We start from the raw sequence: 15,085 nt of genomic DNA on the forward strand, positions 1-15,085 counted from the left end.
CGGTCACGTCGGCGTGGTCGTGCTCCGGATGACGAGGCGCGTCGCCAGCTCCCGCGCCGCCGGACGGCGCGGTGCGGCCGCGCCGAGCAGGGACAGGAGCATGGCGGCGGAGGCCTGGGCCACGGTGGCGATGGGCACCGCCACCGTGGTGAGGGGTGGGGACGTCATCGAGGCCATGGGTACGTCGTCGAAGCCGACGACGCTCATCTCACCGGGTACGCGGACACCCCGTGCGGCGAGCCGCGAGAGGACCCCGAGGGCGATGAGATCGTTGTAGGCGAAGACCGCGGTGACACCGGCGGCGAGGGCCTCGTCCGCACCGCGATAGCCGCCCGCGAACCGCGGCTCGTACGGGCCGAGCACGGTGAGCCGGATGCCGCGGGCGGCACAGGCGTGCAGGAAGACGCTCTGCCGCCGCCGGTTGGACCAGGAACCGCCCGGCCCCGCGAGGTAGGCGCACCGGCGGTGGCCGAGCGCGTGGACGTGGCCGACGGCCTGGTCGATGCCGGGGACGAAGTCCATCGAGATCGACGGGACGGTCCGGGTCAGCCGGTTGGCCACCACGAGCGGCACCCGCCCGGCCAGCGAGCGCAGCCGCGGGCCCGACATGCGCGGTGAGCAGAGGATCAGGCCGTCGACCTGCGCGGACATCGCCTGTGCGAGGGCGACCTCGGCCTGCGGGTCCTCATCGGTGTCGGCGAGGAACAGCGCGTGGTCGGAGTCGCGCAGCCGGGCCTGGACCGCCTTGATGAAGGGGGCGAAGAACGGGTTGGCGATGTCGGGGACGATCAGCCCGAGTGCCGTGGTCCGCCCGAGGACGAGGGAACGCGCCGAGCGGTTCGGGTGGTAGCCGAGCCGCTGCGCGCAGTCGAGCACGCGCCGCCGGGTCACGGCGTTCACGAGCTCCGGAGCGTTCAGCGTGCGGGAGACCGTCGACGGCGAGACCCCGGCCTGTGCCGCCACGGCCCGGATCGTCACCACGGAGCGGGTGGGGGTGCCCTCCTGCGGTCCGTACATAGCGCCCAAGAATGAAAACGTTTGTGACATATGTCAATAGGTCAGGATGCTGATGTACTGATATATCAAGATGCGATGCCGGGCTCCGAGGTCCGGTGCGGCCGTAGGGAGCCATGATGATCGATGACGTGCGGGAGGCCCTCCGCTCGGTGGTCGCCATCCCGGTGACACCGTTCGACGACACGGGAGGGTTCGACGAGCCCGCGTACGCCGCGATCGTCACCCGGCTGGTGAACGCCGGGGTCACCGCGCTGACCCCGAACGGCAACACCGGTGAGTTCTACTCCCTCACGCCCACCGAGCTGGCCCGCACCGTCGCGATCACCGTAGAGGTCGCGGACGGCGCCGCGACGGTGATCGCGGGCGTCGGCCACGACCGGGACCGGGCGGTGGCGCTGGCACGCGACGCGCGGGCCGCCGGCGCCCAGGCGGTCATGGTGCACCAGCCCGTCCATCCCTACCAGTCGCCGGAGGGCTGGCTCGGCTACCACCGGGCCGTCGCGGAGGCCGTCCCCGGCCTCGCCGTCGTCTGTTACGTGCGCTCGCCGATGGTCACCGCCGCCACGCTGACGACCCTCGCGGACGCCTGCCCCAACGTGATCGGGGTCAAGTACGCCGTGCCCGATCCCGTCGGGTTCGCCGACCTCGCCGCGGCGGCCGGCCGGCTCACCTGGGTGTGCGGTCTGGCCGAGACCTGGGCGCCGTTCTTCTGGCTCGGCGGGGCGGAGGGATTCACCTCCGGGCTGGTGGCCATCGCCCCCGAGCTGTCACTCGAGCTGCTCGCCCGGCTGCGCCGGGGGGATATCGCCGGTGCTATGGACCTGTGGCGGCGGCTCAAGCCGATCGAGGACCTGCGCGCCCGCCGCGACAACGCCAACAACGTCTCGGCGGTCAAGGAGGCGCTCGCCCAGCTCGGGCTCTGCGGCCGGTCGGTCCGGCCGCCGATCTCCGAGCTGCCCGCGAACGAGCGGGCCGAGGTCGCCGAGATCCTGCGGTCGCTGCGAGTCCCGGCCGGGACCTCGTGAGCGGCACCGCCCGGCCCGCGGACGCGCCGGAACTGCCTGAGGGGGTGTTCGAGGCGCTGCGGCAGGTCTCGACGGCCACCCTCACCACCCAGCTCCTGTCCCGCGGGCTGCGCAACACCTTCCTCGCCGGGCTCGCGCCGCTCAACCCCGGTCACGCCCGCATGGCCGGTGAGGCCTTCACCCTGCGGTACATCCCCGCGCGGGAGGACCTCGACGTCCTGGCGGTCTTCCAGGACTACGACCATCCGCAGCGGCGCGCGGTCGAGTCCGTCGGTCCCGGCCAGGTCCTGGTCATGGACTGCCGGGGCAGGACACGGGCGGCCTCGCTGGGCGGGATCCTGGCGACCCGGCTGCTGCGCCGCGGGGCGGCCGGCCTGGTGACCGACGGCGCCGTACGCGACTCGCCGGCGTTCGCGGAGCTGCCGTTCCCCGCCTTCGCGGCGGGCGTCTCGGCGTCGACCAACCTGATCCAGCACCATGCCGTCGACCTCCAGGTGCCCATCGGCTGCGCCGAGGTGGCGGTGTACCCCGGAGACGTGATCGTCGGGGACGCCGAGGGGGTCGTGTGCGTCCCGCGCCGGCTGGCCGCAGAGGTGGCCCGCGCGGCGCTCGAGCAGGAGCACCTGGAGGCGTTCATCCTCACCGAGATCGACGCGGGCAGGCCCCTGCGCGGCGTCTACCCGCCCGATCCGGCCACCCGCGAGCGCTACCGCGCCTGGGCCCGGACGCATCCGCCGCCGGCCGGGCCGCCCTGACCCCGCGCGCCGGTCCGCCGTACCGCCGCCGCGGGCGTCATGGGACCCGGCCACCGCCGCGGACCGGGGGTCAGCCGGGATCTTCCGCGGTCCGCAGGTGCGTCACCGAGAGCCGGATGTGCTTGCGGGTCAGGCGTTCGGCGGCCGCCGTGTCGCCGGACTCCACCGCCCTGAGGATCTCCTCGTGCTCGACGTACTCCTCGCGCCAGGTCGGCCAGCGCTCCCACAGGACGCTGATCGCGCCCAGCGCGGCGAGATCCTGCACGGTGTCGAGCTGCGTGGTCACCAGCTCGTTGCCGCAGGCGGCGTAGAGCGCACGGTGGAACGCCCGGTTCGCCAGGCTCAGGGCGGTGCGGTCGTCACCGGACAGCAGCGACTTGGCCGTCCGCAGCGCCTGCTCCGCGGCCTCGATCACCTCGGGGTCACCGAGCCGCGCCGTGCGGCCCACGGCCCACGGCTCGAGCAGCAGCCTGACCTCGTAGGCCTTGCGCAGGTCGGCGGGGCCGAGCACGCGCACGGTCACGCCGCGATTGGGGCTGATGACGACCAGCCCGGTGGCGGCGAGCCCGATCAGGGCCTCCCGGACGGGGGTCTTGGACACCCCCAGCTGCTCGGCCAGCCGGCGCTCCACGAGCGTCTCACCCGGCTTGATCTGCCCGGACAGGATCGCCGCGCGGAGCGAGCCCGCGACCAGGTCGGTTCGTGTCGTCGACCGCGCCACCGGTCGCAGGACGGCCTCATCGTTCACGTATATCGGTATACCAGGCGGTCAGCCGGCCTCCGGCTCCGGGGCGCCGAGGGAGCCGGTGAGGAAGTCGAAGTCACATCCCTGGTCGGCCTGCAGGATGTGCGTCCCGAAGATCGCGCCGTAGCCGCGCCGGTAGACCGGGGGCGGCGGCGACCACCGGGTACGGCGGCGCGCCAGCTCGTCGTCCGGCACCTCCAGGGACAGCAGCCGCGCGGCCACGTCGAGCGTGATCCGATCGCCGTCACGGACCAGCGCCAGCGGCCCTCCGACGTGCGACTCCGGCGCGACGTGCAGTACGCAGGCGCCGTAGCTGGTGCCGCTCATCCGGGCGTCGGAGATCCTCAGCATGTCGCGGACGCCCTGCTTGAGCAGCCGGTCGGGGATGGGCAGCATCCCCGCCTCGGGCATGCCGGGCCCGCCCAGCGGACCCGCGCCGCGCAGGACGAGGACCGAGTCGGCCGTGATGTCCAGCGACTCGTCGTTGATCCGGCCCATCAGGTCGCGGTAGCCGTCGAAGACGACCGCACGCCCGGTGTGCCGCAGGAACCTCGGCTCGGCCGCCGAGTGCTTGATCACGGCACCGTCCGGAGCGAGGTTGCCGCGCAGCACGGCCAGGCCGCCCTCCTGCCACACCGGCCGCTCCCGGGGGCGGATGACCGTGTCGTCGTGCACCCGCGCCCCGGACAGCGTCTCGCCCAGGGTGTGCCCGCTGATGGTCGGCCGGTCGAGGTGCAGCAGGTCGCGGACCCTGGTCAGCAGCGCCGGGAGGCCGCCCGCGTAGAAGAAGTCCTCCATCAGGTAGGTGCCGGTGGGCCGCAGGTCGGCCAGGACCGGGACGCGGCGCGAGGCGGCGTCGAAGTCGTCGAGGCCGAGCGGCACGCCACTGCGCCGGGCCATCGCGATCAGGTGGATGACGGCGTTGGTGGAGCCGCCGAGCGCGAGCACGGTCGTGATCGCATCGGCGTAGGCGCGCTCGTCGAGGATCGCCGAGGGCCGCAGATCCTCCCAGACCATGTCCACGATCCGGCGGCCGCTGGCCGCCGCCATCCTGCCGTGCCCCGAGTCGACGGCCGGGATCGAGGCGGCGCCCGGCAGCGTCATGCCGAGCACCTCGGCCACCGACGTCATGGTGGACGCCGTCCCCATCGTCATGCAGTGCCCGGGCGAGCGCGCGATGCCCTCCTCGATCTCGGCCCACTCGGCGTCACCGATGAGACCGGCCCGCTTGTCGTCCCAGAACCGCCAGACGTCACTGCCGCTGCCCAGGACCTGCCCGCGCCAGTTGCCGCGGAGCATGGGGCCCGCGGGCACGAAGACGGCGGGCAGGTCCATGCTGGCCGCGCCCATGAGCAGGGCCGGCGTCGTCTTGTCGCACCCGCCCATCAGCACCGCGCCGTCGATCGGATAGGAGCGCAGCAGCTCCTCGGTCTCCATCGCCAGGAAGTTGCGGTAGAGCATCGTCGTCGGCTTCTGGAAGGTCTCGGCCAGCGTCATCGCCGGCAGCTCCACCGGATAGCCGCCGACCTGCCAGACACCGCGCTTGACCTCCGCCGCCCGTTCCCGCAGATGGGTGTGGCAGGGGTTGAGCTCGCTCCACGTGTTGATGATCCCGATGACCGGCTTGCCCATGTGCTCCTGGGCGCCGATGCCCATCTGGCGCGTGCGCGAACGGTGCCCGAAGGACCGCAGCCCGCCCGTGCCGTACCACCGATGGCTCCGCAGCCGGTCGGGCGTCCTGCGTTCGCTCACGGGCTGTCTCCCACGTTGCAGATGATGTATTGATATACCAAGATTCGGCACCATGCGAGGGAGCTGATCCGATTGGCCGACCACGGAGCGTTCTGCTACCCCTGGGACGTCGTCGGAGATCCCGCCGCGGCCGGGCGGATGGCCGGGCTCGGCGTCGGCACCATCACGCTCGCGGCGGCCTACCACTCCGTACGCGCGATCACGCCGTACCATCCCGCCCACCGCGTGGTGCAGGCGCACCACGCGGCCGCGTACTTTCCGGTCCGGGCGCACGCCTGGCGCGACCGGCGGTTGCGGCCGACGGCGCCGTCCTGGGGGGTGGCCGACCCCGACCCCTTCGGGACGGCGGCCGCGGCCCTGCGCGCGGCCGGGCTCGCCGTCGAGGCCTGGATCGTGCTCACGCACAACACCAGGCTGGGCCTGGCACACCCGGACCTGTCGGTCCGCAACACCTTCGGCGACCGCTATCCGTACGCGCTCTGCCCGGCCCATGCGGAGGTACGCGAGTACCTCCGCACGCTCGTCGCCGAGGTGACGGAGCTGTACGACCTGTCCGGCCTGGTGCTGGAGGCCTGCGGCTGGCTCGGGGTCGAGCACGGCGCCCACCACGACAAGACCCAGGGCCTGACCCCCGGTCAGCGCGAGCTGCTGTCGGTCTGCGTGTGCGAGACCTGCGCCCGGGCCCTGGGGACCGCGGACGCCGCGGCGCTGCTGCGCCCGGACCGCCGCCCGTTGCTGCGCGCGCACCGGGCCGCGGTGATCGGGGAACTGCTGCGGGACATCCGCTCCGTCGCGGGCGGGCTGCCGATCACGCTGATGGCGACCGACGGCCTGGACCACACCGGACCCGACGTCGGGGTGGACCTGGCCGCGACCGGGCCGCTGGTGGAGGCGTACCTGCTCAAGTGCTGGGGCACCGAGGACGAGGCGGCCGCGGGCCTCGCGGCGGCCCGGACCCGCACGGACGTCCGGGTGCTGGCCAATGTCAACGTCCTGGAGCCCGGCGGCGATGACCCGGGCGGGCTCGCGGGCCGGTTCCGGCGGCTACGCCGGGCCGGTGCGGACGGCCTGCGCCACTACCATGCGGGGCTCGCCGCGCCGTCCCGCCTCGACGCACTCCGCGAGGCGCTTCGCTGAACCGCACCGGCCCGGGCCGGGCCCGGTCACACCTCGCCCGTGGTGGCCTGCCCGTCCCGTAGCTCGACCCGGCCGGCGGCATGTGGATGGTGCAGGTCGAAGGCGGGCCGCTCGGAGCGGATCCGCGGGATGAAGGTGAAGTTGTGCCGCGGGGGCGGGCAGGACGTCGCCCATTCCAGCGAGCCGCCATAGCCCCACGGATCGTCCACCTCGACCTTCTTGCCCTTCTTCGTGGTGATGTAGACGTTGTAGAGGAACACCAGCGTCGAGGCGCCCAGCACGAAGGACGAGATGGACGAGAAGGCGTTGAGACCGGTGAACTCGCTCGCGTAGTCGGCGTACCGACGCGGCATGCCGTCGGCGCCCAGCCAGTGCTGGACCAGGAAGGTGCCGTGGAAGCCGAGGAAGAGCAACCAGAACTGGATCTTCCCGAGCCGGTCGTTGAGCATCTTGCCGGTCATCTTCGGCCACCAGAAGTAGAAGCCCGCGAACATCGCGAACACCACCGTGCCGAACACCACGTAGTGGAAGTGCGCCACCACGAAGTACGTGTCGCTGAGCTGGAAGTCCAGCGGCGGTGACGCCAGGATGACCCCGGTGAGACCGCCCAGCAGGAAGGTGACCAGGAACCCGACCGACCACAGCATCGGCGACTCGAACGTCAGTTGCCCTCGCCACATGGTGCCGACCCAGTTGAAGAACTTCACCCCGGTCGGCACCGCGATCAGGAACGACATGAACGAGAAGAACGGCAGCAGCACCTTGCCGGTCACGAACATGTGGTGCGCCCAGACCGTGGCGGACAGCCCCGCGATGGAGATGGTCGCGGCCACCAGTCCGACATAGCCGAAGACCGGCTTGCGGCTGAAGACCGGCAGGATCTCGGTCACGATGCCGAAGAACGGCAGCGCGATGATGTAGACCTCGGGATGGCCGAAGAACCAGAACAGGTGCTGCCACAGCAGGGCGCCCCCGGTGGTGGTCTCGAAGACGTGCGCCTGCAGCTTCCGGTCCGCCTCCAGCGCGAGCAACGCGGCGGCCAGGACGGGGAACGCGATGATGACGAGAACCGACGTCAGCAGGACGTTCCACGTGAAGATCGGCATCCGGAACATCGTCATGCCGGGCGCGCGCATGCACATGATCGTGGTGATGAAGTTGACGGCACCGAGGATGGTGCCCAGACCCGAGATGGTCAGACCCATGATCCACAGGTCCCCGCCGACCTCGGGGGAGAACGTGTCGTCCGACAGCGGCGTGTAGGCGAACCAGCCGAAGGCGGCCGCGCCACCGGGAGTGAGGAACGCGCTGACGGTGATCAGGGCGCCGAACAGGTACAGCCAGTACGCCAGCATGTTCATCCGGGGGAACGCCACGTCGGGCGAGCCGATCTGCAACGGCATGATCACGTTGGTGAAGCCGGCGAACAGCGGCGTGGCGAACAGCAGCAGCATGACCGCGCCGTGGATGGTGAACAACTGGTTGTACTGGAAGTTGCTGACGACGTCCCGGCCGGGCCGTAACAGCTCCGCACGCATGATCATCGCGAGCAGGCCGCCGAACAGGAAGAAGCCGAACGACGTGGTCAGGTACAGGTAGCCGATCACCTTGTGGTCCGTGGACGTCAGCCACGAGATGATGAGCCGGCCCTTCTTGGTCCGCTCGCCCGCCGGCGGCAGCACGCCGACCGGCGCATCACTGGTCTCGGCCACGAGGAACCCCCGGTTCGATGAGGCATCGCTGGGCGTGGTGACATCGGCTCGGCGACCGGGCGGAGCCCCTCGTACCCGATCAGCGTGCGCGTCGCCCAACGCGCTGTCGCCGCACCGGACGTTGTGGAGGTTTTCCAGAACCGGCGGGCCCAAAACCCCTCTTGACGCGGTCTTGGACCGCTGTCGTGCCTGGTGGACGGCGGTCCGGCGGCGGGATCGGCGGGGTCACCGCCCGCCGTCGTAACGGGCCCGGGCCTGCTGGACTTCCTCGATGTGCGTCTCCGCCCACGCCTTGATCGCGCGCTGCACGGGCAGGAGGCTCTCGCCCAGCGGCGTGAGCTCGTAGTCCACGCGGGCCGGCACCGACGCCGTGACCGTCCGGGACAGCAGGCCGTCGCGCTCGAGCCTGCGCAGGGTCTGGGTGAGCATCTTCTGGCTGGCGCCCGCGACGCTCCGGGCCAGGTCGGCGGAGCGCAACGGCCCGTCGCACAGCGCGCCGAGCACGAGGGTGACCCACTTGTCGCTCAGCACGGCGAGCAGCTCGTGACCCGGGCACTCCGCCAGGCCGGCGTTGTACTCGCGGCGTGCGGCGTCCCGGCGCTCGGCCGCCGTCCTCGTTGCCATCGGTCCTCCTGGGTGCCGTACGCACCCGCAAGTGCCTTCTTCCCGTGCCCTCCGGCACGCACCTACCGTCAGGCGCATGCGTTCCATCATTGTCCGCCGGTTCGGCGGTCCAGAGGTCATCGACGTCGCCGACGTCCCCGTACCGGAACCCGCCCGCGGGCAGCTGCGGATCCGCGTCGCGGCGTCGTCGGTCAACCCCATCGACCTGTCCGCCCGCGCGGGACGGCTGACCGAGGCCGGGCTGATGGCGCCGGCACCGCGGTTAGGCCTGGGCTGGGACGTCGCCGGCCGGGTCGACGCCGTCGGGCCCGGGGTCCGCCGGTTCGCCGCGGGCGACGCCGTCGTGGGCCTGCGCGACCTGCTCTCCGCGCCCGGCGCGCACGCCGAACAGGTCGTCCTGGACGAGGCCGCGGTGGCGCCCGCGCCCACGTCGGTCCCGCTCGCGCAGGCCGCGACCCTGCCGCTCAACGGGCTCACCGCCGACCGCGCCCTGGCGCTGGCCGGCCTGCGCCGCGGGCAGATCCTGCTGGTCACCGGTGCCGCGGGAGGCGTCGGCGGTTTCGTCCTGGAGCTCGCCGCGATCCGCGGCCTGCGGACGATCGCGCTGGCCCGGCCGGGTGACGAGGACCTGGTCCGGGAGCTGGGCGCCGCCGAGGTGGTGACCTCCGCGGAGCACCTGGGCGCCGAGGTCCGCGACCTGGTCCCGGGCGGCGCCGACGCGGTGATCGACGCCGCCGTCCTGGGCATCCGGGCCCACGACGCCCTGCGCGGCGGCGGCACGTTCGTCGCCCTCGTCGCGCCGTTCGCCCCGCCACCGATCCGCGGCACGCGCGTCGTCGTCCAGGAGGTCGTCGCCGACGGCGCCCGGCTCACCGAGCTCGCGGCGCTGGCCCACGCCGGGCTGCTCACCCTGCGCGTCGCGCGGACGCTGCCGCTGGAGGAGGCGGCAGCCGCGCACACCCTGCTCGAGCACGGCGGACTGCGCGGCCGCGTCGTCCTGCTGCCCTGACCCCTGCTGCCCCGAGCCCGGCCGCGTCCCCCGCGGGATCGTCCGGGATGGGGGCGTCCGGGGAGGGGGTGTCAGGTTCGGGTCTCCAGGACGTCGACGGCCAGTTCCCGGACGACGGCCTCGTCCACCTCGACGCCGAGACCGGGGCCGTCGGGCACGTGCGCGGTGCCGGCCTCGACCCGCACGGTCGGGCCGGCGTACGGGGACTCGATGAACTGCCGGCCGTTGAGGTCCACGGGCGTGTCGATGCCGTAGGCGGCGAACAGGTGGAGGGAAGCGGCCAGGCCCACGTCGGAGTCGGTGAGGCCGGAGCCCATGAGCCGCACGCCGTTGTCCTCCGCGAGCGAGCACAGCCGCCGCGACAGGGTGAGGCCGCCGCTGCGCTGGACCTTGGCGATGGCGACGTCGACCGCCTCCAGGCGGACGAAGGTCGCCAGGTCGGCCGGGTGACGCAGGCTCTCGTCGAGTGCCACCGGGATAGGGCTGGCGTCGCGTAGCCGGCGGAGCCCGGCGATGTCGTTGGCCGGCAGCGGCTGTTCGAACGCGGTCACCCCGAGCCCGTCGAGCCGCCGCGCCACGGCCAGCGCGGCCGGCACGGTGTAGGCCTGGTTGGCGTCCACCCACAAGGCGGCACCGGGGGCGTGCTCGCGGACGGCGCCGACCACGGCCAGGTCGGTCTCCACGTCGTACAGCCCGATCTTGACCTTGAACGCGCGGTGGCCGAGGTCCCTGCCCTCGGCGACGCTGTCGGCCGCCTCGGCGGGCGACCGGCCGGACACGATCCAGCCGAGCTCGATCCGGTCGGCGCGGCGCTGCCCCCACAGCACGCCCAAGGGCACGCCCGCGGCCCGGCCGAGCAGGTCGTGCAGCGCGACGTCGACCGCGCTCTTGGCCAGCGGCGCGCCGATGCTGAACCCGCGGTTGATCGCGCGATCGAACGCCGAGGTGACACCGTCCAGGTCCCACGCGGGCCGGCCGGCGATCGCGGGCGCCAGATAGCGGTCGATCGTGGTGACGATCGACTCGGCGGTCTCGTACGTCCAGGCGGGGATCGGGGTGGCCTCGCCCCACCCGCTGACCCCGTCCGCGCTCACCTTGACCAGAATCCGCAGGCTGGGACGGCCCGCGACGGTCACCGCCCCGCCCGCCACGCCGAACGAGCGCCGGGTGGGCAGCGCGACGGCGAACGTCTCGACGCGCTCGACGGTCAGGCCGGCGAGGTTCATGCGGGGGTGCCGGGCGAGTACGCGGTGGTGCTGGCGCGCACGATGACCTCCCCGGTGATCCGCTCGACGCGGCTCCGGCTGCCGCGCGGCTCGCGCAGGACGAGGTTGATGACGCGCTCGCCCATCTCGTCGAGGGGGAGCGCGACGGTGGTCAGCGGCGGCACCAGGTCCCGGACGATCGGTATGTCGTCGAAGCCGGCCAGGGAGATGCGGCCGGGCACGTCGATGCCCTGATCGCGGAAGAGCGACAGCGCGCCGATCGCCATGACGTCTGTGACGGCGAACACGCAGGACGCGCGCAGCCCGCGGCGCAGCAGCTCGGCGGCGGCCGCGTAGCCTCCGTCGCGGGTGAACGCCCCCTCGATCACCTGGTCGGCGTCGAGCCGCACACCGCCCTCGGCCAGGGCGTCGCGGAAGCCCGCGAGCCGGTCGGCCACGGTGGTGAGGGAGGGCGGCCCGGTCAGCACCGCGAAGTCGCGATGCCCGAGGCCGAGCAGCGTGCGGGCGAGCGCGGCGGCCCCCTCCCGGTTCTCCGGCTGCACGGTGTCCACCCGCAGGCTGCGGTGCCTGCTGACGACCGCGACCCGCCCGCCGGCGCGGATGTACGGCTCCAGCTCGGCGCTCATCGCGCGTTCCCAGTCGCGGTCCTCGAAGCCGGACCCGATCAGCAGGATGGCGCGGGCCCGCTGGCCGCGGAGCATCGCGATGTACTCGACCTCGCGGGCCGGATCGCGGAAGGTGCTGGCCAGCATGACCAGCAGCCCGTGCTCGGCGGCGGCCCGCGTGACGCCCCGGGCGATCGTGGCGAAGTACGGGTCGCTGACGTCGTGGCAGATCAGGCCGACGGACTGGCTGGACGCACGGGCCAGGGCCTGCGCGTGCGCGTTCGGCGCGTAGGCGAGCTCGGCGGCGGCGGCCAGCACGCGTTCCCGCAGACCCGCGCGGACCTGTGTGGTGCCGTTCAGCACGCGGGAGGCGGTGGCGAGCGAGACCTCCGCCTGGCGCGCCACGTCCTGCAGGGTCACGTGAGTGTGCTCGCCCGGGTCGTCGCGGTCCGCCCGTGACGAGCCCGCCCGGGCGGGTTTCCCGGGCCGGGTGGGCCGTTCGTCCGCCAATGCGTGTCCTCCTCGGTCCCGGTCATGCCGTGAGCCCTTGCTCACGCCGGGATCGCCGCCCTCTTGACCGCGCGGTGCGCCGTCCTTACCGTACAACAGAAAGCGCATTCAGAAAGCGCTTTCTGAATCGGCCCCCGAGCCTGAGCACGGAGGACACATGGTGAGTCAGAGCACCACATCCAGTGTGCCAGTAGCGGGGGTGGCGGAGCGCGACCGGCCCGGGCCGGGCGAGCGCGCCCGTGACGCGCTGAGCAGGTCGTGGCGGCCGGTGGTCCTGCTCGTCGCCTGTTTCGCCGCCTGGTGGGGGATCACCGCCGCGCGGCTCGTCGAGGCCTACCTGGTCCCGTCGCCCGGGACGACCCTGCGGGTGATGACCGGCAAGTGGTCCTACATCTGGCATCACGGCTGGGTGACCACGTACGAGACGCTGCTGGGCTTCGCGATCGCGGTGATCGTCGGCGTGCTCGCCGCTGTGATCATGGTCTACTCGACCGCCGTCGAGCGGACCCTGTACCCGATCCTGCTGTTCGCCCAGGTCGTACCGAAGATCGCCATCGCCCCGCTCTTCGTCGTGTGGCTGGGCTTCGGCATCGCCCCCAAGATCGTGATCGCGGTGCTCATCGCGTTCTTCCCGGTGGTCATCTCCATGGTCACCGGGCTGAAGGCGGTGGATCCCGAGATGATCCAGCTCTCGGCCACCATGGGCGCCGGGCCGGTGCAGACCTTCGCCAAGATCCGTTTCCCGGCCTCGCTGCCCCACCTGTTCGCGGGGCTGAAGGTGGCGGTGACGCTCGCCGTCACCGGGGCGGTCGTCGGCGAGTTCGTCGGGGCCAACCAGGGCCTGGGATACGTGATCCTGCAGGCCAACGGAAACCTCGACACCCCGATGCTCTTCGCCGGGCTGCTCGTCATGTCGGTGATCGGTGTCGTCCTCTTCGTCCTCGTCGAACTCGCCGAGAAGCTGTTGCTCCCCTGGCACGCCAGCCACCGGGGCGACGCGGTGACCACCCCCTACTGATGGAGACCGGACATGAAACCTCGCGCACTCGTCCTCGTTCTCGTCCCGATCCTGGCGATCACCGCCGCGTGCGGCGGGGGTGAGGGCACGACCACGGGCGCCTCGGGCAAGAAGCTGGACAAGGTCACGCTGACGCTCAACTGGTACCCCTACGGCGAGCACGCGCCGTTCTACTACGGCAAGAAGCAGCGGATCTTCGAGAAGCACGGCCTCGACCTCCAGATCAGCGCGGGCCAGGGCTCGCAGAAGACCGTGCAGGCGACCGGTGCGGGCCGGACCGACTTCGGCTGGGCGGACACCCCGGCGCTGCTGGCCGGGGTGAGCACCGGCCTGCCGGTCAAGAGCATCGGCGTGTTCCTCCAGACGACGCCGGCGTCCGTGCAGTCCTTCACCGACAAGGGCATCAGGAAGCCGGCCGATCTCAAGGGCAGGCGCATCGCGGGTACGGCCGGTGACGCGCTGTCGAGGACGTTCCCGGCGTTCCTCAAGAAGAACGGCCTGAAGGACTCGGACGTACGGGTCCAGAACACCGACCCGGCGGGCAAGATCGCCGCCGTGATGTCCGGCCAGACCGACGGGCTGCTCGGCTATGCCAGCGACCAGGGCCCGACGATGCACAACAAGTCCGGCAAAGCGGTGTCCTACCTGCGCTTCTCCGACTTCGGCCTGAACTTCTACTCCAACGGCCTGCTCGTCGGCGAGCGGACGCTGAAGAGCCGGTCCGACCTGGTCAAGCGGATGGCCGCGGCCACCAGCGAGGCCTGGACGGCGGCGGAGCGGGATCCGGCGGGCGCGGTCGCGGCCATGCAGGGCGCCTCCCAGCAGCTCCCGCCGGCCGGGGTCCTCGCCGAGCAGTTCAAGACGACGCTGACGCTGCTGCACACCAGCGCCACCCAGGGCAAGGCGCCCGGCGTCAACACCGAGGCCGACTGGCGGCAGACCATCGAGGTGTTCACCCAGACCGGTGTGATCGGCAAGGCGGAGCCGCCGACGACCTACTGGGACCCGGCGCTCGCTCCGCAGGGCTGACGACGATGGGCGGCGGGGCCGTACGGGAGGGAGGACGAGTGACCGATCGACCAGGAGGCGGCCCGCCGCGGGAGAGCCGCGGCGGCACCGTCGAGCTGGACGACGTGGCCGTGCGCTTCCGGACCAGGAGGAAGGACGTCACGGCGCTGCGGCAGGTCTCGCTCGACGTGGCGGACGGCGAGTTCGTGGCGATCGTGGGACCGTCGGGCTGCGGGAAGTCGACGCTGCTGAAGCTGGTGGCCGGGCTGCTGAAACCGTCCTCCGGCGGCGTGCGGCTGCGCGGTGAGGCGGTCACCGGCCCGCGCCGCGACATCGGGTACGTGTTCCAGCGGGCCGCGCTGCTGGAGTGGCGCAGCGCCCGGCGCAACATCCTGCTGCAGGGCGAGATGCGCCGGATGCCCGCCGCGCGAGCCCGGGCGCGGACCGCGCAGCTGATCGAGATGACCGGCCTCACCGGGTTCGAGGACGCCTACCCGCACGAACTGTCGGGCGGCATGCAGCAGCGGGTGGCGCTGTGCCGGGCGCTGCTGCACGAACCCCCGGTCCTGCTGATGGACGAGCCGTTCGGCGCCCTCGACGCGCTCACCCGGGAGCAGATGAACGTCGAGCTCAACCGCATCTGGAGGGAGACCCGTACGACCGTGCTGCTGGTGACCCACTCCATCGCCGAGGCGGCGTACCTCGCCAACCGGATCGTGGTCATGACCGAGCGGCCGGGCACCGTGGCCGAGGTCATCGACGTCGGGCTGCCCGACGACCGGGACTACGCGACGACCATGGCCCGGCCCGAGTTCGCCCGCGCCACCGCCCGTATCCGCGAACTGCTCGGCGCCGTCCCGGCCGCCGACTGAGGGTCCGGACCTGAAGGCCCGGGGGGCGGCCGCCGCCGGCGGCCGCCCGACGACAGAGAGGAACACATGG

14 protein-coding genes are annotated in these 15,085 nt (G+C 72.5%); 7 read left to right on the forward strand and 7 right to left on the reverse strand.

Annotated features, from left to right (window positions below; translation table 11 throughout):
• Positions 1-3 precede the first annotated feature (3 nt).
• Positions 4-1,017 (reverse strand): LacI family DNA-binding transcriptional regulator, encoded by a 1,014-nt coding sequence (locus ACRYCC_RS21765; protein ID WP_433814738.1) that lies wholly within the window; start codon positions 1,015-1,017, stop codon positions 4-6.
• A gap of 113 nt (positions 1,018-1,130) precedes the next feature.
• On the opposite strand from ACRYCC_RS21765, the gene ACRYCC_RS21770 reads away from it, so the two are divergent.
• On the forward strand, positions 1,131-2,042 hold the full coding sequence (locus ACRYCC_RS21770; protein WP_433814740.1) for a dihydrodipicolinate synthase family protein: 912 nt from the start codon (positions 1,131-1,133) through the stop codon (positions 2,040-2,042).
• Entirely contained in the window at positions 2,039-2,797 is a 759-nt protein-coding gene (locus ACRYCC_RS21775) for a ribonuclease activity regulator RraA (RefSeq protein ID WP_433814742.1), read from the forward strand. The genes ACRYCC_RS21770 and ACRYCC_RS21775 overlap by 4 nt, the downstream gene beginning before the upstream one ends.
• A gap of 70 nt (positions 2,798-2,867) precedes the next feature.
• On the opposite strand, the gene ACRYCC_RS21780 is transcribed toward ACRYCC_RS21775, so the two are convergent.
• Both ACRYCC_RS21780 and araD read right to left on the reverse strand, forming a co-directional pair.
• Positions 2,868-3,545 (reverse strand): GntR family transcriptional regulator, encoded by a 678-nt coding sequence (locus ACRYCC_RS21780; RefSeq protein ID WP_433814743.1) that lies wholly within the window; start codon positions 3,543-3,545, stop codon positions 2,868-2,870.
• Positions 3,546-3,566: 21 nt separating this feature from the next.
• Positions 3,567-5,294 carry an L-arabinonate dehydratase gene (gene araD, locus ACRYCC_RS21785; protein WP_433814745.1) on the reverse strand — a complete coding sequence of 576 codons (1,728 nt, stop codon included), beginning with the start codon at positions 5,292-5,294 and terminating at the stop codon, positions 3,567-3,569.
• Between the two features lie 72 nt (positions 5,295-5,366).
• Here araD and ACRYCC_RS21790 point away from each other — a divergent pair, with 72 nt between their 5' ends.
• Entirely contained in the window at positions 5,367-6,431 is a 1,065-nt protein-coding gene (locus ACRYCC_RS21790; RefSeq protein ID WP_433814747.1) for a hypothetical protein, read from the forward strand.
• Positions 6,432-6,457: 26 nt separating this feature from the next.
• On the opposite strand, the gene ctaD is transcribed toward ACRYCC_RS21790, so the two are convergent.
• On the reverse strand, positions 6,458-8,143 hold the full coding sequence (ctaD, locus tag ACRYCC_RS21795; RefSeq protein ID WP_433814749.1) for an aa3-type cytochrome oxidase subunit I: 1,686 nt from the start codon (positions 8,141-8,143) through the stop codon (positions 6,458-6,460).
• Positions 8,144-8,368: 225 nt separating this feature from the next.
• The gene (locus tag ACRYCC_RS21800; protein WP_433814751.1) at positions 8,369-8,767 is read right to left on the reverse strand and encodes a winged helix-turn-helix transcriptional regulator; all 399 of its coding nucleotides are present in this window, start codon (positions 8,765-8,767) and stop codon (positions 8,369-8,371) included.
• 76 nt (positions 8,768-8,843) lie between these two features.
• Here ACRYCC_RS21800 and ACRYCC_RS21805 point away from each other — a divergent pair, with 76 nt between their 5' ends.
• Positions 8,844-9,776, forward strand: a complete 933-nt coding sequence (locus tag ACRYCC_RS21805) for an NADP-dependent oxidoreductase (RefSeq protein WP_433814752.1) — start codon at positions 8,844-8,846, stop codon at positions 9,774-9,776.
• Between the two features lie 71 nt (positions 9,777-9,847).
• On the opposite strand, the gene ACRYCC_RS21810 is transcribed toward ACRYCC_RS21805, so the two are convergent.
• Positions 9,848-11,002: a mandelate racemase/muconate lactonizing enzyme family protein gene (locus tag ACRYCC_RS21810; RefSeq protein ID WP_433814753.1), complete on the reverse strand. Its 1,155-nt coding sequence runs from the start codon at positions 11,000-11,002 to the stop codon at positions 9,848-9,850.
• Positions 10,999-12,117, reverse strand: a complete 1,119-nt coding sequence (locus tag ACRYCC_RS21815) for a LacI family DNA-binding transcriptional regulator (RefSeq protein ID WP_433814755.1) — start codon at positions 12,115-12,117, stop codon at positions 10,999-11,001. The genes ACRYCC_RS21810 and ACRYCC_RS21815 overlap by 4 nt, the downstream gene beginning before the upstream one ends.
• A 199-nt stretch (positions 12,118-12,316) precedes the next feature.
• Between ACRYCC_RS21815 and ACRYCC_RS21820 the strand changes: the two genes are divergently transcribed.
• From ACRYCC_RS21820 to ACRYCC_RS21830, 3 genes are read left to right on the forward strand one after another with little or no spacing between them, the layout of a single operon-like run.
• Complete coding sequence (locus tag ACRYCC_RS21820; protein WP_433814757.1) at positions 12,317-13,135, forward strand: ABC transporter permease; 819 nt, start codon at positions 12,317-12,319, stop codon at positions 13,133-13,135.
• A gap of 12 nt (positions 13,136-13,147) precedes the next feature.
• Complete coding sequence (locus tag ACRYCC_RS21825; protein ID WP_433814759.1) at positions 13,148-14,164, forward strand: ABC transporter substrate-binding protein; 1,017 nt, start codon at positions 13,148-13,150, stop codon at positions 14,162-14,164.
• Positions 14,165-14,202: 38 nt separating this feature from the next.
• Positions 14,203-15,015 carry an ABC transporter ATP-binding protein gene (locus ACRYCC_RS21830; RefSeq protein WP_433814761.1) on the forward strand — a complete coding sequence of 271 codons (813 nt, stop codon included), beginning with the start codon at positions 14,203-14,205 and terminating at the stop codon, positions 15,013-15,015.
• Positions 15,016-15,085: the final 70 nt, after the last annotated feature.

Origin of the sequence: Actinomadura scrupuli, assembly GCF_050971785.1 — a bacterium.
Taxonomy (GTDB): domain Bacteria; phylum Actinomycetota; class Actinomycetes; order Streptosporangiales; family Streptosporangiaceae; genus Actinomadura_E; species Actinomadura_E scrupuli.

What these genes read in the sequence shown, in the direction of transcription:
- ACRYCC_RS21765 (WP_433814738.1), bottom strand. Translation starts at nt 1,017, where the DNA reads ATGTACGGACCGCAGGAGGGCACCCCCACCCGCTCCGTGGTGACGATC.
- ACRYCC_RS21770 (WP_433814740.1), top strand. Translation starts at nt 1,131, where the DNA reads ATGATGATCGATGACGTGCGGGAGGCCCTCCGCTCGGTGGTCGCCATC.
- ACRYCC_RS21800 (WP_433814751.1), bottom strand. Translation starts at nt 8,767, where the DNA reads ATGGCAACGAGGACGGCGGCCGAGCGCCGGGACGCCGCACGCCGCGAG.
- ACRYCC_RS21805 (WP_433814752.1), top strand. Translation starts at nt 8,844, where the DNA reads ATGCGTTCCATCATTGTCCGCCGGTTCGGCGGTCCAGAGGTCATCGAC.
- ACRYCC_RS21810 (WP_433814753.1), bottom strand. Translation starts at nt 11,002, where the DNA reads ATGAACCTCGCCGGCCTGACCGTCGAGCGCGTCGAGACGTTCGCCGTC.
- ACRYCC_RS21825 (WP_433814759.1), top strand. Translation starts at nt 13,148, where the DNA reads ATGAAACCTCGCGCACTCGTCCTCGTTCTCGTCCCGATCCTGGCGATC.